At 69.3% G+C, this 20,960-nt stretch carries 20 protein-coding genes and 5 pseudogenes; 12 read left to right on the top strand and 13 right to left on the bottom strand.

Features of this window, described 5'->3' with window-relative positions; genetic code table 11:
• The first annotated feature begins 5 nt into the window (after nucleotides 1-5).
• Together AB0L75_RS22825 and AB0L75_RS22820 are read left to right on the top strand one after the other, a co-directional pair.
• Nucleotides 6-1,091 carry an EamA family transporter gene (locus AB0L75_RS22825; RefSeq protein WP_365183609.1) on the top strand — a complete coding sequence of 362 codons (1,086 nt, stop codon included), beginning with the start codon at nucleotides 6-8 and terminating at the stop codon, nucleotides 1,089-1,091.
• Nucleotides 982-1,623, top strand: a complete 642-nt coding sequence (locus AB0L75_RS22820) for an NAD(P)H-binding protein (RefSeq protein ID WP_365183607.1) — start codon at nucleotides 982-984, stop codon at nucleotides 1,621-1,623. The genes AB0L75_RS22825 and AB0L75_RS22820 overlap by 110 nt, the downstream gene beginning before the upstream one ends.
• Nucleotides 1,624-1,629: 6 nt before the next feature.
• On the opposite strand, the gene AB0L75_RS22815 is transcribed toward AB0L75_RS22820, so the two are convergent.
• On the bottom strand, nucleotides 1,630-2,829 hold the full coding sequence (locus tag AB0L75_RS22815) for an SPFH domain-containing protein (RefSeq protein WP_365183604.1): 1,200 nt from the start codon (nucleotides 2,827-2,829) through the stop codon (nucleotides 1,630-1,632).
• 10 nt (nucleotides 2,830-2,839) lie between these two features.
• On the bottom strand, nucleotides 2,840-3,091 hold the full coding sequence (locus AB0L75_RS22810; protein ID WP_365183601.1) for a hypothetical protein: 252 nt from the start codon (nucleotides 3,089-3,091) through the stop codon (nucleotides 2,840-2,842).
• A 241-nt stretch (nucleotides 3,092-3,332) separates the two neighbouring features.
• On the opposite strand from AB0L75_RS22810, the gene AB0L75_RS22805 reads away from it, so the two are divergent.
• Entirely contained in the window at nucleotides 3,333-4,931 is a 1,599-nt protein-coding gene (locus AB0L75_RS22805; RefSeq protein ID WP_365183598.1) for a serine/threonine-protein kinase, read from the top strand.
• On the opposite strand, the gene AB0L75_RS22800 is transcribed toward AB0L75_RS22805, so the two are convergent.
• Nucleotides 4,925-5,821 carry a LysR family transcriptional regulator gene (locus AB0L75_RS22800; protein WP_365183739.1) on the bottom strand — a complete coding sequence of 299 codons (897 nt, stop codon included), beginning with the start codon at nucleotides 5,819-5,821 and terminating at the stop codon, nucleotides 4,925-4,927. The genes AB0L75_RS22805 and AB0L75_RS22800 overlap by 7 nt on opposite strands.
• Nucleotides 5,822-5,964: 143 nt before the next feature.
• On the opposite strand from AB0L75_RS22800, the gene AB0L75_RS22795 reads away from it, so the two are divergent.
• Complete coding sequence (locus AB0L75_RS22795; protein ID WP_365183596.1) at nucleotides 5,965-6,699, top strand: flavodoxin family protein; 735 nt, start codon at nucleotides 5,965-5,967, stop codon at nucleotides 6,697-6,699.
• 46 nt (nucleotides 6,700-6,745) lie between these two features.
• Here the strand turns inward: AB0L75_RS22795 and AB0L75_RS22790 are convergent, their stop codons facing one another.
• Nucleotides 6,746-7,246 (bottom strand): NUDIX domain-containing protein, encoded by a 501-nt coding sequence (locus tag AB0L75_RS22790; protein ID WP_365183594.1) that lies wholly within the window; start codon nucleotides 7,244-7,246, stop codon nucleotides 6,746-6,748.
• 35 nt (nucleotides 7,247-7,281) lie between these two features.
• Nucleotides 7,282-8,638 (bottom strand): annotated as a pseudogene (locus AB0L75_RS22785) (helix-turn-helix transcriptional regulator).
• Nucleotides 8,639-8,863: 225 nt separating this feature from the next.
• Here AB0L75_RS22785 and AB0L75_RS22780 point away from each other — a divergent pair.
• The 4 genes and pseudogenes from AB0L75_RS22780 (at nucleotide 8,864) to AB0L75_RS22765 (ending at nucleotide 11,909) form a co-directional block, all read left to right on the top strand.
• Nucleotides 8,864-9,613 carry a hypothetical protein gene (locus AB0L75_RS22780; protein ID WP_365183592.1) on the top strand — a complete coding sequence of 250 codons (750 nt, stop codon included), beginning with the start codon at nucleotides 8,864-8,866 and terminating at the stop codon, nucleotides 9,611-9,613.
• 82 nt (nucleotides 9,614-9,695) lie between these two features.
• Nucleotides 9,696-10,606 (top strand): annotated as a pseudogene (locus AB0L75_RS22775) (aminoglycoside phosphotransferase family protein).
• A gap of 88 nt (nucleotides 10,607-10,694) precedes the next feature.
• A pseudogene (locus AB0L75_RS22770) lies at nucleotides 10,695-11,300 on the top strand (class I SAM-dependent methyltransferase).
• A 30-nt stretch (nucleotides 11,301-11,330) separates the two neighbouring features.
• On the top strand, nucleotides 11,331-11,909 hold the full coding sequence (locus AB0L75_RS22765; protein ID WP_365183589.1) for an HAD domain-containing protein: 579 nt from the start codon (nucleotides 11,331-11,333) through the stop codon (nucleotides 11,907-11,909).
• Between the two features lie 755 nt (nucleotides 11,910-12,664).
• Here the strand turns inward: AB0L75_RS22765 and AB0L75_RS22760 are convergent.
• Nucleotides 12,665-13,171: pseudogene (locus tag AB0L75_RS22760) on the bottom strand (type III effector protein); the annotation flags it as partial.
• A gap of 134 nt (nucleotides 13,172-13,305) precedes the next feature.
• Here AB0L75_RS22760 and AB0L75_RS22755 point away from each other — a divergent pair.
• Both AB0L75_RS22755 and AB0L75_RS22750 read left to right on the top strand, forming a co-directional pair.
• The gene (locus tag AB0L75_RS22755; RefSeq protein WP_365183587.1) at nucleotides 13,306-13,740 is read left to right on the top strand and encodes an Hsp20/alpha crystallin family protein; all 435 of its coding nucleotides are present in this window, start codon (nucleotides 13,306-13,308) and stop codon (nucleotides 13,738-13,740) included.
• 93 nt (nucleotides 13,741-13,833) lie between these two features.
• Nucleotides 13,834-14,221 (top strand): annotated as a pseudogene (locus AB0L75_RS22750) (DUF2267 domain-containing protein).
• A 733-nt stretch (nucleotides 14,222-14,954) separates the two neighbouring features.
• On the opposite strand, the gene AB0L75_RS22745 reads toward AB0L75_RS22750, so the two are convergent.
• From AB0L75_RS22745 to AB0L75_RS22720, 6 genes are all read right to left on the bottom strand, one after another.
• The gene (locus tag AB0L75_RS22745) at nucleotides 14,955-15,443 is read right to left on the bottom strand and encodes an Asp23/Gls24 family envelope stress response protein (RefSeq protein WP_365183585.1); all 489 of its coding nucleotides are present in this window, start codon (nucleotides 15,441-15,443) and stop codon (nucleotides 14,955-14,957) included.
• A gap of 172 nt (nucleotides 15,444-15,615) precedes the next feature.
• Complete coding sequence (locus tag AB0L75_RS22740) at nucleotides 15,616-15,783, bottom strand: hypothetical protein (protein ID WP_167357509.1); 168 nt, start codon at nucleotides 15,781-15,783, stop codon at nucleotides 15,616-15,618.
• 324 nt (nucleotides 15,784-16,107) lie between these two features.
• Nucleotides 16,108-16,380 (bottom strand): hypothetical protein, encoded by a 273-nt coding sequence (locus tag AB0L75_RS22735; protein ID WP_365183583.1) that lies wholly within the window; start codon nucleotides 16,378-16,380, stop codon nucleotides 16,108-16,110.
• An 82-nt stretch (nucleotides 16,381-16,462) separates the two neighbouring features.
• Nucleotides 16,463-16,723, bottom strand: a complete 261-nt coding sequence (locus AB0L75_RS22730) for a hypothetical protein (RefSeq protein ID WP_365183581.1) — start codon at nucleotides 16,721-16,723, stop codon at nucleotides 16,463-16,465.
• Between the two features lie 106 nt (nucleotides 16,724-16,829).
• Nucleotides 16,830-17,054, bottom strand: a complete 225-nt coding sequence (locus AB0L75_RS22725) for a hypothetical protein (RefSeq protein ID WP_365183579.1) — start codon at nucleotides 17,052-17,054, stop codon at nucleotides 16,830-16,832.
• A gap of 4 nt (nucleotides 17,055-17,058) precedes the next feature.
• Nucleotides 17,059-17,601: a DUF5994 family protein gene (locus AB0L75_RS22720; RefSeq protein WP_365183737.1), complete on the bottom strand. Its 543-nt coding sequence runs from the start codon at nucleotides 17,599-17,601 to the stop codon at nucleotides 17,059-17,061.
• Nucleotides 17,602-17,879: 278 nt separating this feature from the next.
• Here AB0L75_RS22720 and AB0L75_RS22715 point away from each other — a divergent pair, with 278 nt between their 5' ends.
• Both AB0L75_RS22715 and AB0L75_RS22710 read left to right on the top strand, forming a co-directional pair.
• The gene (locus AB0L75_RS22715) at nucleotides 17,880-18,410 is read left to right on the top strand and encodes a DUF5994 family protein (protein ID WP_365183577.1); all 531 of its coding nucleotides are present in this window, start codon (nucleotides 17,880-17,882) and stop codon (nucleotides 18,408-18,410) included.
• Between the two features lie 154 nt (nucleotides 18,411-18,564).
• Nucleotides 18,565-19,539 (top strand): magnesium transporter CorA family protein, encoded by a 975-nt coding sequence (locus AB0L75_RS22710; RefSeq protein WP_365183574.1) that lies wholly within the window; start codon nucleotides 18,565-18,567, stop codon nucleotides 19,537-19,539.
• A 565-nt stretch (nucleotides 19,540-20,104) separates the two neighbouring features.
• On the opposite strand, the gene AB0L75_RS22705 is transcribed toward AB0L75_RS22710, so the two are convergent.
• On the bottom strand, nucleotides 20,105-20,860 hold the full coding sequence (locus AB0L75_RS22705; RefSeq protein ID WP_365183571.1) for a hypothetical protein: 756 nt from the start codon (nucleotides 20,858-20,860) through the stop codon (nucleotides 20,105-20,107).
• Nucleotides 20,861-20,960 lie beyond the last annotated feature (100 nt).

Raw genomic sequence — 20,960 nt, 5'->3', positions numbered from 1 at the left:
CCCCCATGCATCGCTACAAGGCGCAGGCCGCGACCGTCCTGCTGACCGCGCTCGCACCCGCGTCCTGGGGCACCACCTACGCGATCACCACGCGGCTGCTCCCGCCCGGGCACCCGCTGTTCGCGGGCCTGATGCGGGCCCTGCCCGCCGGGCTGCTCGCGCTGGCGATCACCCGGGTGCTGCCGCGCGGACCGTGGTGGTGGAAGACCGCTGTCCTCGGCCTCCTCAACATCGGCCCGATGCCGCTGCTGTTCGTGGCCGCCGAGCGGCTCCCCGGCGGTGTCGCCGCCACCCTCGGCGCCGCCCAGCCGCTGCTGGCCGCCGGGCTGGGCCTCGCGGTGCTCCACGACCGGCCGACGGCCCGGCGGCTGGCCTGGGGCGTGCTCGGTGTGATCGGCGTGGGCCTGGTGGTGCTCGGACCGGGGGCCCGGCTGGACGCCGTGGGCGTGCTCGCCGGCCTCGGCCATACGGCCACCATGGCCGCCGGGGTCGTCCTCACCAAGCGCTGGGGCCGCCCGCCGGGCGTCGGCCCGCTGGCCCTGACCGGCTGGCAACTGACCGTCGGCGGGCTGCTGCTGCTCCCGCTGACCCTGGTGACCGAGGGGGTGCCGCAGCGGATCGACGCGGGCGCGGCCGGCGGCTATCTGTGGCTCGGCAGCATGGGCGGACTGATCGCCTACACGCTGTGGTTCCGCGGGATCGGCCGGCTGCCGGTCGCCGCGTCCGCACCGCTGGTGCTGCTCTCCCCGCTGGTCGCGACCGTCATCGGGATCGCGCAGGGCGAGTCGCTGAGCCCCCTGCAGACCCTGGGCTTCGCCCTCGCGCTGACCGCGCTGGTCGCCGCCCAACTCGGCCCCGCAGGACGGAAGACGACCGGAACGGAGAAGGAGAAGAGGCCCGATGACGAAAGGGATGAAGGGAATGAAGGGGACGCAGGAGATGGAGGGGGCGAAGGGGTCGATGGACGTGACGGTGCAGCGCATGACCATCGCCGTGCTCGGGGCCACCGGGATGGTCGGTGGCCGGGTGGTCACCGAGGCGAGCGCGCACGGACACCGCGTGCTGGCGTTGTCCCGGAAGCCGGCGAGTGAGAGCCCGGACGTGACACCGGTCGCGGTCGACGTGACCGACCCGGCCGCCGTACGGCAGGCACTCGCGCGGTCGTCCGCCGACGCCGTCGTACTGACCGTGCGGACGTTCCCGGCCGACCAGGAGTTCCTGGTCGGTGCCACCCGGACGGTGCTGGACGCCGCCGCGCGGCTCGGGATCCGCGTCCTCGTGGTCGGTGGAGCCGGCGCCCTGCGCAGCCCCGGCGACCCGGAGCTGCCGGTCGCCGAGAACCCCGGCTATGTGCCGGACGCGTACCGGGCCGTGGCGAGGGCCGGCGTGGCCCAGCTGCGCGCCTGCCGGGCCCACGCCGGCGCCGACTGGGTCTACCTGAGCCCACCGGCCGTACTGCAGCCCGGCGAACGGACCGGCCGCTACCGGCGCGGCACCGACACCCTGCTCCTCGGGGCCGACGGGCAGTCCCGGATCAGCGCCGAGGACCTGGCGGTCGCCGTACTGGACGAACTCGAAAGCCCCGGCCCCGACCGGCACTTCACGGTGGCCGAGGCTCCCTGAGGCACGTCAGTCGACGTCGACCGGACCGTCGTCCGACTTCCGCTCCTTGCCCGACTGCAGCTGGAGCAGGTTGCCGTTGTCAGCGCTGTTGCCCTGGTTGCCCTGGTTGGCCTGGCTGTCCTTGTCCTGGCCGCCCAGGTTCTGCCGGACCGAGTCGAGGATCGTCAGGCCCTGGGACACCAGGCCGGCGGCGATCTCGCCGAGGCCGTCGGCGCCGTTCAGGACGTTGACGTTGGCGCCGGCCAGACCGCCGGCGGCCTCCTTCACGATCTGCGGGAGCTGGTCGATGAGCATCCGGTCCAGCGCGACCCGGTCGTACGAGGCCGCGGCCTCGGCCTGGATCTTCATGCGCTGCGCCTCGGCGGCGGCGAGGATCCTGACCCGCTCGGCCTCGGCCTCGGCGGGCTTGACGACCTCGGCCACCAGCTGCTGCTGACGCAACAGGGCCTGCCGCTGGGCCAGTTCGGTCTGCGCGTCCAGCACCTCCTGCTGGGCGTGCGCCTGCGCCAGCGGTCCGGCCTGCGCGGCCTGGGCCTGGGCGCGGTCCACCTCGGCCGAGTACTCGGCCTGGACGATGGCGGTCTGCCGGGCGTACTCGGCCTGCTTGCGGGCCGCCGCCTGCTCGGCCTCGACCGAGGCCTGCGTGGCCTGCGCCTGGGCGATCTGGGCCTGCCGCTGGATGGCCGCCTTGTGCGGGGCGGACATCGCGGCGATGTAGCCGGTGTCGCCGTCGTCGATCGACTGGATCTGCAGCGAGTCGACGATCAGGCCGATCTTCGCCATCTCCACCTTCGAGGTGTCGAGGACCTCGGCGGCGAGCTTCTGCCGCTCGGTGACGATCTCCTCGACCGTCATCGAGCCGATGATCGCCCGGAGGTGGCCGGCGAAGATCCGGCCGGTGAGCACCGACATCTGCTCCTGGTCGGAGAGGAAGCGCTGACCGGCGTTGATGATGCTCTCCTGGTCGTTGCCGACCTTGAAGGCGATGACCGCACGCACATGCAGGGAGATGCCCTGCTTGGTCACGCAGGTCTCGGTGACCTCGGACTCGCACATCGCCAGGGAGAGAAAGCGGGTCTTGCGGAAGAACGGGACCACGAACTTGCCGTGCCCCGTCACCACTCGGAACGGCGCGCCCCCCAGTCCCCGCCGCCCACCCGAGATCAACATCGCCTCGTCGGGAGCGGGAACGCGGTATCCGAACATGCTCTACTCCTCAGCCTGCGCCGGCGGCCTCGCCGCCGAGCGCGTCCAATGGATCCACCCACTCGATGACGCCGACCTCGCGGCATCCCCGTGATTCGATCACGAGGACCGTAGCGCCCGCGGGCAGGGGATCCTCGGACCATGCCAGAAACGTTTCGGAGCCGCCCCGGACCCGCACCAGGACCTCGCCGGGGCCCGCGGACCCCCGCGTCCCGATGAGCATCTTGCCCACACGACCGACCACGGCCTCGTCCTGCGGCATCACCGGCCGTCCTCCTCGTCCTGACCCCGGATCTCAGGACCCCGGATCTCAGACGATAGACCCAGCCGGGCCGGGACCCAACGGGGCGGTCGAGCGGAACCGGGGGCACCCGGAACGGCGTGCTGAAGGGCAGAGTCCGGTCATCGAACGGTGACCGTGATCATTCAGTCAAATGGGTTATCGTGCCTTCCTTGCCGACCCACCCCATTCGCTCATGGGAAGCAGCACAGAAGGAGACGCGGTGTCCGATCTTGGGCGGCTCGTCGCCGGCCGGTACCTGCTGGTGGAGCGGGTGGGCAGCGGCGGCATGGGCACCGTGTGGCGTGCCGAGGACAAGCTGCTCGGCCGCCATGTGGCCGTGAAGAAGCTGCGCATCCCGCCGCACCTGCACGACGACGAGGTCCACAGGCTCTACGAGCGCACCCGGCGCGAGGCCCGCAGCGCCGCCCGGATCACCCACCCCAACGTGATCGTGGTGCACGACGTCGTCGACGACGAGGGTCTGCCGTGCATCGTCATGGAGTACATACCGTCGCTCACGCTGAGTGACGTCCTGAAGCGTGAGGGCGCGCTGCCGCCCGGCGAAGCCGCCCGGATCGGCCGCGCCATGGCCGCCGCCCTGCGCGCCGCCCACGACGCCGGGGTCCTGCACCGGGACGTCAAGCCCGCCAACGTCCTGCTGGGCGAGGACGGACGGATCGTCCTCACCGACTTCGGGATCGCCATGGAGGCGGGCACGTCATCACTGACCAAGTCCGGCGAGCTGATCGGTTCCATCCGCTACCTGGCGCCCGAACGCCTCAGGAACGGGAACCGCGGTCCCGGTCCCGCCAGTGACCTGTGGGCCCTCGGGGCGACGCTGTACCAGGCGGTCGAGGGCCGGCACCCGTTCCACCGCGACACCCCGATCGAGATCGCGTACGCCATCGCAACCGAACCGCACGAGCCCCCGCGCAGCGCCGGGCACCTGGCCCCGGTGATCGAGGGCCTGCTCGTCAAAGAGCCGGACCAGCGCATGGACGTACACGAGGTCGAACGCCGGCTGGCCGACACGACCGGCACCGGAACCGCGCCCCTCGATCCCCCCACCCGCACGGACCGCTCCGACGCCCTCACGCTTCCCGGCCGGCGGGCCGGACGAAAGGGCGAACGAAACGGCGGACAGGAGGACGCCGGACAGAACGCCGGCTCCAAGGACGGCGGCCGAAAGGGCAACGGCGGCCGTCGCGCCGCAGTGGTGTGGTCGGTCGTGGCGGTGACACTCGTCGCCGGTGGGGCAGGCGGCGCGCTGTGGTGGCTCAAGGGCGGTGCCGACCGGCCGAGCGCCCACAGCTCCGGGGCCGGTGCCTCCGCCTCCTCCCCGGGCACCGGCACCACCCCGCCCCCGCTGCCCGCCGGATACCACCTCGCGAAGGCGGACAGCGGCTTCGGCTTCGCCGTGCCCGTGCAGGACGGCTGGACGAGCAAGGCGCTGCCGGGCGGCGAGGTCGTCTACCTGGACCCGTCCGGCCTGGTGGGCCTCAGGGTCAACGCCGTACGGTTCGCGGGCACCGATCCGCTGCGGCACTGGCGTGAGGACGAGGAGGCCCAGACCCGTCACGACAACCCCGGCTATGAGCGGGTGAGGATGGCCGCGACCACCTTCCGGGGGAGGCCTGCCGGATACTGGGAATTCACCTTCAACGGCAGGGCACGGAAGTTCCGCGCGGCGGAGCTGGCCTTCGCCGACACCGACGGCACCCAGTACACGGTCTACCTCTCCGCACCGGACGCCCAATGGCACAAGTACCGACCGGTCTTCGACACCGCGGCCAACGGAATCCGCCTGACCGGTCAGTGATCGGTGGAGGGCGACTCCGCCGAGGCGTGCAGCAGCAGGTCGCGCAGTGCCGTGGCGGTGTCCGACGGCTCGGCGGGGGTGAGGACGACCTGGTCGACGCTGGTCGAAGGGCCGGTGAGGGGGATGACGCGCAGGCCGGGTGGCTGGTGGTCGAGTGCGGATTCGATGGTGATGCCGATGCCCGTTCCCGCGGCGACATGAGCGGCGATGGCGTGCACGCTGTCGGCGGTCCTGATGATGCGCAGGTCGGCTCCGCCGATGTGGAAGGCGGACAGGAGGCGGTCGCAGAGACCGCTGTTGATCTGGTGGGGCCAGGTGAGCAGGCCGGTGGTGGACAGTTCGGACGCGCTCAGCTCGGCGTGCCCGGCGAGGGGGTGTGCCGCGGGTACGAGCGCCATGAACCTCTCGGTGGACAGCACCCTCGCGCGTACGCCGGTGACGTCGCCGGTCGCCCAGCTGATGCCCAGCCCGATCGTCTCCGCCCGCAGGGCGGTGAGCTGGGCTGTGGTCGGCATGGCCTCCGGCACGATCGTCACGTCGGGGAAACGGTCGCGCAGTTGCGGCAGACAGCGCAACAGCAGTTGGTGGCAGGTGTATTCGGCGTGGGCGACGACGAGGGTGGTGCGGGACCGGTCGCCGGCGGCCAGGGAGCGTCCGCGCTGCTGGAAGCGGCGCAGCTGGGCCAGGGCGGCGTGGGCGTCGGGCAGCAGCGCTTCGCCGAGATCGGTCAGTGACACCCGGCGGCTGGTGCGGTGGAACAGCCGCCCGCCCAGGGTGCTTTCCAGCCGCCTGACGGCGTCGCTGACGGTGGGCTGCCCCCGGTGCAGGCGCGCGGCGGCGCGGCCGAAGTGGAGTTCTTCCGCGACCGCGACGAACGCTTCCAGTTCCATCCTGTCCACGGGGCCAGGCTAACGCGATCGATCGGTGTGACCGATCGCTGTGTGCCGGAGTTCGGCGTTGATGTCGTGCCGTACGCAGGTTGTGATGGCTGGGCAAGCACGGATTGCCCCACGACCGGAAGGAGCGAAAAGACATGACAGTCAACGGTGTTGACCGTGAGCAGGATGGGCCGATGGTGACGGTGACGGTGGTCTACCACTCGGTGCACGGGCACACCCGGGTGCTGGCCGAGCACCTCGCCGACGGGGCGCGGCTGGTGCCGGGCGCCCGGGTGCATCTCGTCGAGATCCGGCCCGAGGACGTCACCGCGGGCCGTTGGCACGACGCGGAGGTGCTGGCGCTGCTGGAGCGCTCCGATGCGATCGTCCTCGGCTGCCCGACGCTGATGGGCAGCGTGTCGGCGGTGTTCAAGGCGTTCATGGAGGCGGCGTTCACGCCGTTCCTGACGCAGGCGTGGAAGGACAAGCTGGCCGGAGGGTTCACCATGTCCGCCTCGCAGAGCGGCGACAAGCTGGTGGTCCTGGAGCAACTGGCCGTCTTCGCCGCGCAGATGGGCATGCAGTGGATCGGCGTCGGCGACATGCCGGGCAACAACTGGAGCGGTGGCGCCCGCGACGATGTGAACCGGCTGGGCTCGTGGCTGGGTCTCATGAGCCAGAGCCATGCCGACCAGGGGCCGGAGCACGCCGGATCGCGCGGCGACCGGATCACCGCGAAGCGGTACGGCGAGCGGATCGCCCGGCTGACTCAGCGATGGGTCAACGCCGTCCCGTACGACACCCCCCGGATGACCGAACACGAGGCCCGCACCCTGTCGGCCTCCCTCAGGGAGACGGACGACGCACCGACAGCGCTGACCGGAACCTGACCTCCCAATCCCGCGAGACCAGGTATCCGCTGTCTTGCACGTGCGATTATTTCCATCCGTCCAGTGAAACGTCGGGGCCTCCAGCAAGATATCGATGGAGGGCGCTGGCGGTGGTGTCCACGAACTCGTCGGGAACGGCGTCGGCGTCGACCCAGCGGACTTGGGCGTGCTTGCGTGGCTCGCGGTTTTCGGGTTCGCCGGTCCACTCGTGGGCAGCGAAAACTACGGTGAGGAAGCCGCTGGGCGCTTCGACGCCCCAGGCGCCGTGGATGATGTGGGCGACCTTCAGGGCCTCCGGCTTCACGGTCAGACCGGTCTCTTCGTACAGCTCGCGTACGGCGGTCTCGATGATCGGCTCGCCGGGCTCGCTTTTGCCGACGGGCAGGTCCCACATGCCCTGGGCGAACTTGGCGTTCTGGCTGCGCTGGAGGAGGACGACGCGGTTGGTGGCCTTGTCGTGGACGATGACGGCGGCGACGAGGAGGGTCATGGATTCGAGGGCGGGCGGGAGGGCCTTCGACTGGTCGTCGGTTGTCCGCTGAGCCACGGTTGTGTCCCTTCGTCGGCCGGTTGGTGGGCAGCTTAGGCCAGTGCTTCGCGTGCGCGGCGGGCGAGTTCGGCGGCTCCGGGCACTTTGCGGCGCTGGTAGACGGCGAGGGTCGATCGGAGTGAGGTGATCGCCTTGCGGGTGCGGTCCGAGGTCATGCCCTCCATGAGGGACAGGGCCTGGGACCAGGCGGCGACGGCTTCGTCGGCGCGGGCCTGGGCGGCGAGGCTGTCGCCTAGGTTCGCGTAGGTGAGCGCGTGGACGCGCTTGTACTTCTGTGCGTCCCAGCGCACCAGGGCATCGCGGTGCTGCTGCTCGGTGCCGACGTGGTCGGCGAGGTCGGTCAGGGTGCGGGCGGTGTGGCTGGCCACGGTGCCGGCGGCCGGGCCGCTGACGCGGGAGTAGCTGGGCTGGGGGCCGTCGTCGCGTAGGAGTGCATCTTCGGCGGCGAGCAGGGCGAGGGCCGCTGCAGGCTTCTCGCCCACAGCGGCGTACGCGCGGGCATGGGCGATGTGGAGCAGCGCCTCGGTCTGGCCGTCGACGTGACCTAGACCGCGGGTGAGGGCGCCTTCGACGAGGTCGACGCAGTGGTGGGGCTGCTTGAGGCTCAGGGCCTGGTGGGCGAGGGCGCGCATCATCCAGGCGGCGTGGCCGTACGGGTCGGCCTCGCAGGCGAGTTGGTAGCCGACCTGGTAGTAGTGCTGGGCGGCACCTTCCTGACCGAGGTCGTGGTGCTTCCACCCGGCGAGGTACGTGAGTTCAGCGACGGCGCCGAAGGCCGCTTGGCGTAAGGCTTCATTCGGGAAGCGCCCGCGGAGCATGGGGGCGGCGGTGTCGGCAAGGTAGGCAGTGACGGTGGTCAGGCCGTGGCCGCCGCCGAGGCGCTCGTCGGCGGCGCTGAAGGCTGCGGTGATCTGGCGTACGACGTCCACGTCCTCCATCCCGACCACGGTCGTACCGGTGCGGGCACGGAGCATGCGCGCCGTTGCCTCGTGGTCGTAGGCGAGTGGCATGGCAACGCCGGCTGCTGTGAAGGCGGCTACGGCAAGGAAGCGTCGGCGTTCGACATCGGCTCGACCCAGATCACTCGCGGCCAGAATCGGATCAGATTCCTCTGCCAGGGCTGTCTCGGATGTGCGAAGGCCGATCTCGGTCAGAGTGATGGTGCGGCCTGCCCGACGGGACAGGGCTTCGGCGAGGTACTGGCCGGTCCGGCCGGTGGGCTGGCGTGTGCCGTTCACCCAATGGGAGACAGCCGACTTGTTGGTCTGGAGGATCTCGCCGTTCTCCGCCGCGATGCGCCGGATGCCTCTTCGCCAGAGCCTCGTAGGTGCAGCCGATCGCTTCGAGGGCCTCACGCAGGCGGGTGTTGGGTCCTCTCGGCGCTGCCACGATCGCCTCCGCTCCAGGGCTGTAAACCGCGTATACCGCTTCAACCGCCTCTCACCGTACCCACTGTGCGTGACGGCGTGTTCACTGAATATCAGCCGACCGGCCCGGTCCGACACCGTGACCAGGCTCCCCGCTTCGGCCGGGCGGCTCCCTGAAGTTCCGTACACCCGCTCCGGGTTCGGGCATTGCTGTGCCCGAACCCGGCCGATCAGAGACGGAGACACGGTGACCACCATCGACACCACGGCCATCACGGTCGAGCTGCCCGAGGCGTTCGACGAGCGCTGGAGCCGCCTGCCCGGCATCCGAGTCGACGGCCGACGCATCACCATCGACCCGGCCGAGTACTTCTTCCGCTTCGAGTCCCACACCTGGCTCGTCGCCGACTGGGAGCTGGCCAAGTCCCAGCTCCTCCACGCGGAGGAGACCACCGAGAGCGCGGTCGAGCAGCTCGCGCTGGACTTCATCAAGGCCCACGCCCACTCCACGTCGGACGCCTCCCGCGTACTGTCCACCGCCTACGAGGTGTACGCGTACCTCTTCCGAGACGAGCACCTCGCCGGCCTCGGCCGGCCGCAGATCACTGCTGAGCACCTGCGGATGCTGCGCGAGGCGGCCACCCTGATGGCACTGAACAAGGTCGAGCTGGACGGGCACATCTCCAACGTCGGTCCATGCTGGTTCTTCCCCGCCGCCACCTCCGTCGTCTTCGACCTGGACGACGAGATGGGCGGGATGCTGGACGAGGTCTACCACGGCGGCTGGTTCAACGAGCACCGCCGCATCGAGTCCATCAAGGCCCACGCAGCCCTCGGCGGCCGACTCGTGCACGGCTGCCAATCCGTGCCGGACCAGTCCGGCGGCGTCGTCGCCCCCTACGGTGCGTCGATGACCGCCTTCCGCGACGACCTCGCGGCCTTCAAGTCCCGCTGGATCGAACGGGTCTACTCCCACCGCGTCAGCCCTGCCGCGTAGTACCTGCACCGCACGCCCGGCTCCGGGGAGGGCTGGCACTTCTCTCCCGCCCCGGACGCCTCCACCGCACTGGAGCCCCCTCATGGATGCGACCCTCAACGCCGAACTCCTGGACAACCTGCTGACCATCGCCGACCGGACCGCTGCGGCGCGCGAGGAGGTGCGCGTCTGTGCATGTCCGGCGTCGAACGCCTCACCTTCACGGACGGCGCCACAGCCATCTTCAAGTACGCCAAGAGGCCCTTCGACCATGAGGACCAGGCACTCCGGTTGGCCCACACGCTCGGCGTCCCCGTGTCCGCCGTTCGAGCCTCCGCTGTCCTGGACGGCTGGCTCGGCATGCTGCTGGAAGACCTCGGCGCTCCCCTGCGCAAAGCCGACGATCTCGACGGGGCCGCCGCTGCGGTGGTCCTGCACCGCACCCGCACGTCCGCCGCCCTGCCGGTCCTCGATCAGGAAGGTCTGCGCGGCCTCCCCTCACGGGCCCTGGACCACCTCGGCCAGCTACGGAAGGCCTCCCGGTGGGAGGACACCCACGACATCGAGGACGCTCTCGACCGCATCGCCCAAGCCGCCGAAGCGCGCTCGGCCGGTGCCACGGTCGGCCCGTTCGGCTGGGTGCACTCCGAGTTCCATCCCACCAGCCTCCACATCGGCCGGCGAGGCTGGCGGCTGCTGGATTTCGCCCGCGCCTTCACCGGCCCCGGCCTCCTCGACCTCGCCAGCTGGCACGGCACCATCGACGATCCCGACCCCGTACGCCTGCGGTTCTTCCTGGAGACGTACGTCAGCGAAGGCGGTACCCCAGACGCCCTCGCCGAGCGTGGTGGGCTCCCGACCGAGAAGTGGGCGCTGGGCTGGCACCGCATGTGGGCCGTCGAGTGGTTCATGGAACAGTCCAACCGCTGGATCAACGACCCGGCCACCGACCCCGCCTACATCAAGACCGTACGCCGCCACCTCACCGACGTCCTCCACCTCCTGGAGGTCTGACGTGCTCGCCCAGGCATCCCCGTGGTAAGTCCACGCCCTCCAGCGCACCACGGCCAGCGCGGCCGAGCCTCTGTCCGTCCCCGCGCGGATGGAATGGACCACGCGGCCCGGCAGCGGGCCCGGTGCCGAGATCCTCGGGACGGATCTGCGCCACAAGCGGCTGCTGGAACTCGGCTGCGGCCCCGGCCACAACGCCGCCCATCTCTGCACCCGCTACGGCGCCCAGGTCACCGGCGTCGACCTCGTCGGGCTGCAGGTCCGCCGAGCCCGCTCCCACTACGGCCGGCTGAACAACCTGAGCTTCGTCGCCGGCCACGCCCTGCACTACCTGCAAGCCTCCACCGAGCGCTTCGATGCCATCTACTCCGTCTTCGGAGCCCTCGGCCTCGTCGCCCCGGAGCTTCTGCTCCCGGCCATCGCCCAGCACCTCAAAAACCGGATGCACCCTCGCCTTCTCCGTCCCTCACCCCCAGCGGGGCGGCAGGCGCCCTTCCACCGACGACCGGCCCAGCCGCGACTACGTCACCCTCCCCGACCGCAAGCGTCTGCCCATCACGCGCTGGGAGTTCGACGCCGAACGCTGGGAGAAGCACTTGGCCGAGCGGGCCTCTGGCTCGCCTCGGTCCGGGAGTTCCGCGACGCCCGCCTGGGCCGCTGGCCCACCACCCTGCTGATCACCGCGCGCAAGCTCTGACCCCCGCCCCGGCTCCCCTGGGAGAACCCGATGCGCTCGCCCTACCTGCTCCTCGACGTCGACGGCGTCCTCATCCCCTTCCCGGACAGGGAGGAGCTGGCCCCGAGACCCACACACGCCACGACGTCGTTCCCCACCGGCCGGACCGCTGACAACCCGGTCGCCATCTGGCTCAACCCAGCCCATGGCCCCCTGCTCATGCACGTGATCCGAACCGGCCTGGTCACCCCCGTCTGGTGCACCAGCTGGCGACGGGACGCCACCACGCTCATCGGCCCGCTCCTCGGGCTCCCGGCTCTGCCGCACGTCGACCTCCCGCGCCCGCAGATCACGACCAGCCACCCCAACGGCTACCTGTGGAAACGCGATCACGTCGACACCTGGCTCGGTGACGCACCCGCCATCTGGATCGACGACGACTTCACCAGCCTCGACCACGCATGGGCGACGGAGCGCACCGCCTACGGCCAGGCGACCGCCCTGATGCAGCCTGATCCCCATGTCGGGTTGCTGGCCGAGCACCTGGTAGAAGTGCTGGCTTGGGCCGCAAAGCAGCCCGCTGCACGGGCTGGAGTGTCGTGCGTCGCCCATGAAGCCGAAGCCGCGTAGCAGCACCGTACCCAAGACCTGGCCGCCTGACGGCCCTCCTACGGCACTCGCCAGGACGGGAACCGAGAGCCCCGCCCGAACCCGACGGAAGCCAAACTCACGGCCACACAAGGCAATAAGGCTGATGCCCCGCCTCATGCAACCGATGGCTGAAGTCCTGCCACTCGTGCAGCGATTGGTGATGGGAGGGCGCTGACCTGGGGTTTCGCAGGGGTATGTGTGTTGACCTGGGAAAACTCCTCTCGGTAGTTCTCACGGGTCAACGCCGTTTCCCAGGCTCATGTGCCCTGGATGTGCCCTGGGACGCTCGCTCGTGGGCTGGGGTATGGCGAGGCGGTTGCCCTGCTGGCCACTGCCGCGAGGCGATCCGGTGATTGCCTCCGGGCCTTGCAGGACAGGCCCGCACAAGCAATCGTCCTGACGTCTTCACGTGCGGACGTTAACTTGACCCGGTGTTTTCCTGTCGAGATGGCGGGATTTTAACCCACGACCCCTTCGTCCCGAATGAGGTTCGGTTACTGATCTTGCCAGCGCGGATGGCATTTTCCCTGGTCAGACCGTCGGTCTGTCGCGGTCTCGGGTGGTCTCGAAGGGGCTCGGGGAGCGGGTTGGCTCCCAGATGGCTCCCAGCGGGCCGCGCCTCAGTCTCGTGCTGCCAGGGCCATCGGTGCGGTTGGTGTCAGTTGCCAGCTTGGCCACAGCCTAGGAAATGCCGGAGATCCCGATTTCGGCAAGCAGGACGGCCAGGCGGTCGTGAGGTCGGCAAGTGGGGTGCGGGCGGCGGCGGGGAGGTCGGTGAGCGCGGTGATCTGGCCGGCGAGCTGGCGCAGGTCCGCGGCGTTGGCACGGGCCCAGGCGGTGACGGTGCGGTTGGCGGCGCGGCGGTCGCGGGTGGCCCGTACTCGCTGCTCGCCCGTGGACCCTGGGTTTCCTGGGCGTACGCGCAGGTAGCGGCGTTCGGCGGCCTGGCGGCTGGAGACGCCGAGGGGGTGGGCGAGGTCGGCCCAGCTGGCGCCCGCCTCCCGGGCCGCTTCGATCAGGCCCGGTTCCCACTCGGCGAGCTGATCGCGCGCTTCGCGGAGCAGCAGGAGCGCGGCGAGTGCCTGCTCCAAGCTGGCCTGGACGGGCTCGGAGTGGTCTCTGTCCCGCGATGTCCGGGCGGCGCAGGGCCTCGTGGATCGTGTTCAGCGCCGCGGCGGCGGCGAGGAAGGGCATGGGGTGAGACCGCGGGCGCGGGGGGTTGGCTGATCGTCAACGGCCATGGAGCCTCCAAACCTGCGGTGTCGTCATCTCGACGATGCTCTACATATCACCACTTAGGTGACATGTCAGAATGAGACCAGGTGAACCGCATTGGCAGCAACGCGCCTGACCTGAACACTGGAGGTGTTTCACGATGTTGATGCGCACCGATCCGTTCCGTGAATTTGATCGACTCACTCAGCAGCTCCTGAACACGACCGGCACCTGGTCGCGGCCGTCGACGATGCCGATGGACGCCTACCGTGAGGGCGAGGTGTACGTGATCGCCGTCGACCTGCCCGGCGTCTCCCCGGACGCGATCGACATCGACGTCGAGCGGAACATGCTGACCGTCAGGGCCGAGCGTCGGCCCGTCACCAAGGCGGACGACGTGCAGATGGAGCTCGCCGAGCGGCCTCTGGGCGTCTTCTCCCGCCAGGTCGTGCTGGCCGACACCCTGGACACCGAGCACATCAAGGCGGACTACGACGCGGGTGTGCTGACCCTGCGGATCCCGATCGCCGAGCGCGCCAAGCCCCGCAAGATCGCCATCGGTGGCGGCTCCGCGCACAAGGAGATCAGCGGCTGAAGTCGCCTCCCAGCCGCGCTGGAGGACGGGGAGACGACCTCCCCTGCGGCTGCCCCGTCCTCGGCTCGCCACCACACGCGCAAGGGAGCAGCGATGGCCATGAGATGGGAGGCGTTCCTGGATCAGATCGAGGAACGCGGCGCGTACGAGACCGCCGAGGAAGCCGAGCGGGCGGCTCGAACCGGTGCTGGCGCTGCTGGGCGCGCACTTGGGTGAGGTATGTGCGGAACTGGCCGCCCGGCTGCCGGAGGAACGGGCGCTCATCCTGCTCAATCCGCTCCAGGCGCACGAGCCGCTCTCCCTCGAGCGGTTCGTGAGGGCCACCGCGGCATGGATCGAGGGATCAATCGAACACGTGAGCGCTGTCCTCAGCGTGGCCGCGGACACCGCGGGCGAAGAGCTCACCCGCCGCATCCTGCTCCAGCTCCCGGCGGGCTACGCCCTGCTGTTCGGCCGCGCCGAGCTCACCCAGGCGGCCTGACGCGCGGGGAGATGGTGCACGGCTGTGGAACGAGGCTGGGACACCGCGGCTGAGAACTCCTCGTAAACCGATGCAGAGGCCGTCTTCGGCGGCTGGGCCAGCGAGTTCAACGAGATCGCGGACGACAAGGCCGGCTTCCGCCGGGTGCCGGAACGGCCGGTTGAGGTTGAGGGTGTACTGGCTGCGCCGTTTGGCCTGGTGCCGGCGCAGGTAGCCGGCCTGTTCGAGGTCGGCGAGGTTGGCCCGGACCGTCCGTCCGGTGATTCAGCCGGACGTTCGGGTCCGGGGCGGTGGCTATGGCGAGCGCGGGGTTGAGGTGACGGGGTCGGTTCCCTCCCCGATGCGGGTGAGGAGTGCGAGCTGGCGGTCGTTTAGCGGAGGCCAAGAGAGCATCGCGATCGTCGTACCGCCTGTGGTCACCTCGGCACAACCCGTAGGAAGAGCCTCGTCCGGGGCGCGCAAGGCTCACGGGGCGTCCGAGGGTGGAAAGCCACTCGCTGTGGCCGTCGGGGGCGCCGGTCCGGCACCGACGGGCACGATCATGCGCCGCGCGGGCCGAATCGCGGCGGCAGGCCCGGAACGCCGGACCACGGCAGCATCGGCGCAGTTGTGCTAGCAGCCACCACACCAGGAGCAGCAACAGCACACCGAGGACATCGAAGACGGTCGGCCAACGCCAATCGCTGTCACGGAAACCGGTGCGCTCCATGCTCGCTTCGGCTCAGGCAAGCGGTTACTCGAGCCGCCGCTCTGGTTGTTCCTCGCTCTCGTCGGGCAAGTGCACATCGCCGACCGCGATGTTGACCTCGACAACCTCCAGACCGGTCATCCGCTCGATGGCAGCGATCACGTTCACTCTGACGTCGCCCGCGACATCGATGATGGAGACGCCGTACTCCACGACGATCTCCAGGTCTACCGCGGTCTGTACCTCGCCGACCTCGACCTTCACCCCGCTGGTGACGGCCTTCCCGCCGGCACCGGGCATACGTTCACGCATCGCCCCCATGCCACGGGCGAACCCGCCGCCCATCGAGTGGACGCCCGGCACATCCCGGGCCGCCATCCCGGCGATCTTCGCCACCACGCCGTCGGCGATCGTTGTACGGCCACGCGACCCCGGATCGCTTCCGTGCGGCACCCCCGCACTCTTCCCGCCGCGCTCGCCCAATGACACCGCGCGAGGGGTCTCGGGCCGGCTCGGCAGTCCGGTATCCGTCATCTTCGGTCACCACTTTCCGACGCGCAGGCGGCCTGTCGTGCCCCTTCCTTCACGCTAACGGCGAGTGCCCGACGTCGCTCAGGCAAGTGGCATGCGAGCGATGTCGGGCACGGCGCCAGGAGACGGTGGTACGCGATGCAGAAGGGCAGGTCGGGTGGCCGGTCGAGCCGTTCTACCGGACGCGGGGTCGGCGGCTGCGCCCCATCCGCGTTCTGAGGAGCACAAGGTCGGCGATGAGCACCATCACCCCGATGATCAGCAGGTAGAGCGTGTCCCTGCCGAGCGCCCCCATGACGCCGAGCGCAACCGCCACGATGAGCAGCAGAAGAAACAGCACCACGTCAGCCTCCGGGCGTCAGCTGCGGGCCAGTCGTTGTCCGCCGTCCACGTGGACGGCGGACTGATCTCTTGGCCCTTCGGGTCGACGACGTCGCAGTTGATCCACTCGCGGCGATCGGCCGAGTGGATCACACCTTCTCCCTGTGGCATGGGCCGGTGACGCAACGACCCCGGCGTATACACACCGGGGCCGCCCTTCCGGGTCGTTGCACGTGAGAGTGCACCGGCCCACTCACCAGGGTATGCCCAGGATCCCATTTCGGTCATATAGGAGGACGTGGCCGTCATGCGGCCAGCCACCGCCCTGAGGGTGGCTGGGGCAGTGTCAGTCACTGTCCTTCTCCTCGGTCTCCATGAGCTGGATCCCCTTGTGCGTCAGTGTGACCATCGCGGGTGTGTTTCCTCGGGCCCAGTCGACCTGGATCAGTCTCTCGGCCGCCAGATACGTGCAGGCGGCGGCCAGGTCCTCCTCGGGCATGGCGAGATCCTCGCGCAGCTGCGCCCCGGTGAGGCCGAGGAGGCGATTGCCTTCGATGGCCTCGTACAGGGTCTTCATGATCGCCTCGCGGTAGTGCTCCCGCTCGTGCAGTGTCGCCATGATCTCCCGCCTCTCGTGCGGCACCGACGGAAACCCGTACGTCTGAGGCGGTGTCCTCCTCCCCCCACTGAGGCCCATCTCCTCAGATTTCGTCCGGCTGCGTGTGATCCTCCCTAGAGGACTGGCTGGTCAACAGCCAGGAGCGCACCGGCTCCGCCATGCGTGTGGTGTCCACGGTGAGGTGGAGGCGTGTTCCGCCGTCGGCACCCGCGGGGTAGCTGCGAGCTTCTGTGGCGGCGAAACAACGGCGGAGAATCTCCGCGACATGGCGAGCCGCCTCCGGGTCCGCGGCGACGATACGGACCTCCGCGTGCCCGGCCAACGGCAGTTCCGGTGACTTCAAGGTGACCCCTTGCTCCTTCAGGAAGACGTGCATCAGGGGCGACGTGCCGATGGGTGCGACGGCCGTCGCCTCACACCCACCCCCGGCTGGAAGCAGGTCTGCGGCATCAGCGGCTCCCCTCTCGATGCTCACGGCGTGTGGCGTCGGCCGGAGGGCCGTTCGGCACGGTGGCACGTGGGCTCTTACGGGTCCGCCGACCGATTCCCGGCAGGGCGTCGCTGTAGCGGAACGCCCCGATCCTTTCGTCATGCTGCGCGTTGAGCCGGTGGATCAGGAACATGCCCGCGATGATCACGAAGATGATCACGGCGACGGTGACGGCTGTCTCCACGTCCTCACCTCATCAGGGCGGAACTGAAGATCCCGACCGCGGCTCCGCCGTCGGTCTCCCATTCCTCTTCCCGGCTCTGAGCATCCATCGCGTCGTGGCCGATGGCCTCGTCGGCCATCAGACCGCTGGCGGTGCGGATACCTCTCGAAACGGTTGCCGCAGCCATCAGCCGGGCGGCGGCGGCCGGGTCCGTCTCCGGAGGGATCACCAGCAGGTCCAGGCGGCCCACCGTGTAGGAGAGGAGGATTACTTTGTTCGGGTCCTGCTCGGCGGCGAACCAGCCGACATGCACCGTGTGCCCCGTGACGGGGACCTTGCGCGGGATGACGGGCCAGTGGGTCGGGTTCACGGTGACGTGGGTGATCCGGCCCCAGCACGCGTCCAGCGCGTCTGTCAGAGTGGGGATCTCCCGGAGGAGATCGCGGGAGCGGGGCCACCAGGCACCGTCCAGGAGACCTGGAGCCGAGCCGGTCGGGGCCAGGGACAGCCGGGCCGGCGCCGAAGGCAAGCGCTCTTCGATGATCGTGGGTTCGATGGTCGCGGTCATGACGCGGACCTGTCCCCGGGCCTCCTCTCGGAGGCCGGTGTTGTTGCTCGCCGGGAACGACACCGACATGGCGGCCGGTGTGCGAAGTACTCCCGGTCCTTTCACTCTACGCCGTCCCGAGGTCCCGGAGCGTGCGCGTGAGCGGGCGCTTTACCGAGAGGCAGCGAGTCCGGAACCACCAGCGAACGCAGCCGGTGCGGCGGCGCACGACTTACGGTGAGAGGAGGAGGTCCCGCGTTCGGCGGTGACACCGAAGCCCGCAGACAGGCGGACATGCCATGAACGAATCCGACACCCCTCGCGCCCCCGGGCTCCTGCCGGACGCGATCCATCGGGCCGCGAAACCCGGGACAGTTCTTCTGCGGCTGGAGACGACACAATCCCGGGAAGGCAACCTCGACGGCGCGTGGTGGCCGCGTTCCCGCGACATCGGCACGGAGCTGCCCGACCTCATCCACGTGCTGACCGGGCACCTCGGCCCCATCACGCGCGTCGGCCTGGACGCCACCGCCTGGGATGAACTTCCCACGCGCCTGGTCATCGACGACCAGGTCGTCCATATCGACTCTTTTCCGGTCGGTGATGACACCGTCCTGATCACTCGGGGCGACCAGGACCACTTCTCCCTTCTCGTGGTCCCGCCACACGCGACACCCGACGCCGCCCGTGCCGCGATGGCCAGGGCCGTCCGAGCCGACAACGACACCTGTGCCGCACAGATCCTCATCGACACCGGCACCCACCAGGCACACCCGATCCCCGCGGAGGACCCTCGGACCGGCGAGAAACGCCACGAGCCCGAGGAATGACCCCTGGAACCATCTGGAGGGCCGGCGCCCGTAGGGCTGTCTCTGCTGGGCGGGCACCCCGACCGCAAGGCGATCGAGGCGGTGCCGCCCGTCGGGGTGGATGTCCGGTAGTGGTGTCCGCTGATGTTCCGCCGGTGCCGTTAGGGTGCGCGACATGGCCCGTACTCGGCTGTACCGCGACGGCTGCCTGGTCGAGGAGAACTTCCCGGTCCGGGACATCTCCCGGCATCTGGCGGACCGGTCTTCGACCGTGTGGTTGGACCTGTACCGCCCGGACCGCGCCGAGTTCACGGCGGTCGGCGAGGAACTCGGTCTCCACGAGCTGGCTCTTGAGGATGCGCTGCACGAGGGACAGCGGGCGAAACTCGACAACTACCGTGCCCATCACTTCCTCAGTGTCTACGCGGTCGCCGTCGACCCGGACGGCGCCGGACTGACGATGAGCGAGCTCGCGGTCATCCTCACACCGCAGGCGCTGATCACCGTCCGCAAGGACGCCGCGTTCGCCCTGGACGAGCTGGTCGCCCGCTGGGACCGTACCCCGGCTCTGGCGGCACACGGGGTCGCCTTTCTGCTCCACGGCCTGCTCGACCATGTCGTCGACGGGCACTTCGCCGCGGTACGGCAGCTCGACGAACGTATCGAGGAATTGGACGATCTGCTCTTCGCCGAAGGAGGCCGGCAGATCCAGACCGTACAGCGCCAGTCCTACGCCCTGCGGAAATCACTGGTTCGGCTCCGTCGCGTGGTCCTGCCCATGCGAGAGGTTGTCAACGCCCTCATGCGCCCCGACCTCGACGTCGTCGACGGCCCTTTGCTGCCGTACTACCGAGATGTGTACGACCATGTGCTGCGTGCCGGCGAGTGGACGGAGTCGCTGCGCGACCTGGTGGCCTCGGTGATGGAGACCAACTTGTCGGTGCAGGCGAACCGGATGAACCTGATCATGAAGAAGGTGACGAGCTGGGCCGCGATCATCGCCGTGCCCACGGCGATCACTGGCTTCTACGGACAGAACCTTCCCTACCCCGGCTTCGGACACCAGTCGGGATTCATCGTTTCCAGCGCCGTCATCGTCGTTGTCTCTCTGACCCTGTACTTCGCTTTCAAGCACTGGGACTGGCTCTGACCGCACACGCTCCTGCGCGCTCGTCGGCAGACGGGCCCTGGGAGCCGGTTCCCGAAGTCGGCTCCCAAATAGCTCCCAAAATGGGCCCGCAAAGCAAATCAGGCCCGGTGCTGATCTCTCAGCACCGGGCCTGACCTGGTGTTACGGCTGTCGGGGTGGCGGGATTTGAACCCACGACCTCTTCGTCCCGAACGAAGGGCACACACGGTCCCAAGCTGCCGTGATCGACCTTTGTGCAGGTCAGGGTGTTGGTTTCCGTTGGTCTGGGATGGCTTGCGCAGGTCTCTGGGAGAAGATCTTCTCCCAGATTTCTCCCACGGGCGTCGGATACCTTGGCGCTGATACCTGGCACTTGGCATTACGCTGGCGAATTTGCTCCCTTGCTGCGGGTGCTTGGATCGAAGCCGAACCTGTGACACCTGCTTCAGGAGTGGGATCGAATCCTTGCCAGGTGGTGCTCGACGCTGCCGCATGGCGCTGTTTCACCAGAAGCTGGAGATCGAGGGCACCCACACGCAACGGCTCGCCTTCTATTACGCCGAAGGGTCAGCAGATCCGGGGCCACTCAGGGCCCAAGCACGTGGAAAGGCGCAGCTGGCGACCCAGCCCACTCAGGCAGATGTCGTGCTCTCTGGGTCGGCGAAGGATCGGAACAGTTCGTTGAGGGCCTGGGCTCGCTCCCTGAGGGGACTGGCAGGTTGTCGAAGGCTTCCTCATCGTCCGGATAGTTGCCATACAGGGCGGCGAGTGCGGCTTCGAGCGCATCTTCGCGCTCCGGACACGACCATCCGGTGCCGTCGGCGATGGATGCGCCGACGTTTTGCCAGACACCGGACTGGTTCTCCGTGGCGGTCTTGCCCGTCAGCCCGGCGAGGTGGGCCAGAGCGCTGGGCGTGACGAATGCCTGCACCGCCTTGTCGTCCCTGACCTGCAGGTGGGACCGGATCTGCCCTGGGGCGACACGCTGTTCCTGCAGGTAGGCCGTGACCGTGCCAATAAGGAGGTTCAGGTGTTCCAGGGCGTCGGTCAGGTGGTACAGCGTCATGCGCTGCCACTCGTAGAAGGGCAGGCCCGTGTAGCGTGCGCGATGAACGGCGTCGTTGAGGTAGCGGCAGATGGTGTCCGCGTGGAAGCGGACGAGCGCTGACAGCTCGCTCGGTACGGGTCCGTCACTGGCCGACGCCCAGGGCGGCTGGTTGAGTACGTCTTCGCGGTGAGCGAGCCGCTCCTCGCGGAGGTCCTTCAACGCGGCCTGGTAGGGCTGCCCTGTCACCTCTTGGCGTACACGTGTTGCGTTCTTCTCGGCTTGGCTGCGGGACACGCGATTCCCATCCGGCGGCGGCCCCGTGACCCGTCGCCCGCTGGGGTGTGTTCAGACGAGTCGACTGGAGTGATGCCGCAGGGCGTCTTCGGGTCGTGAA

It is taken from the genome of Streptomyces sp. NPDC052101 (assembly GCF_040680235.1).
Classification (GTDB): Bacteria; Actinomycetota; Actinomycetes; order Streptomycetales; family Streptomycetaceae; genus Streptomyces.
This window is presented reverse-complemented; position numbering and strand designations above follow the sequence as displayed.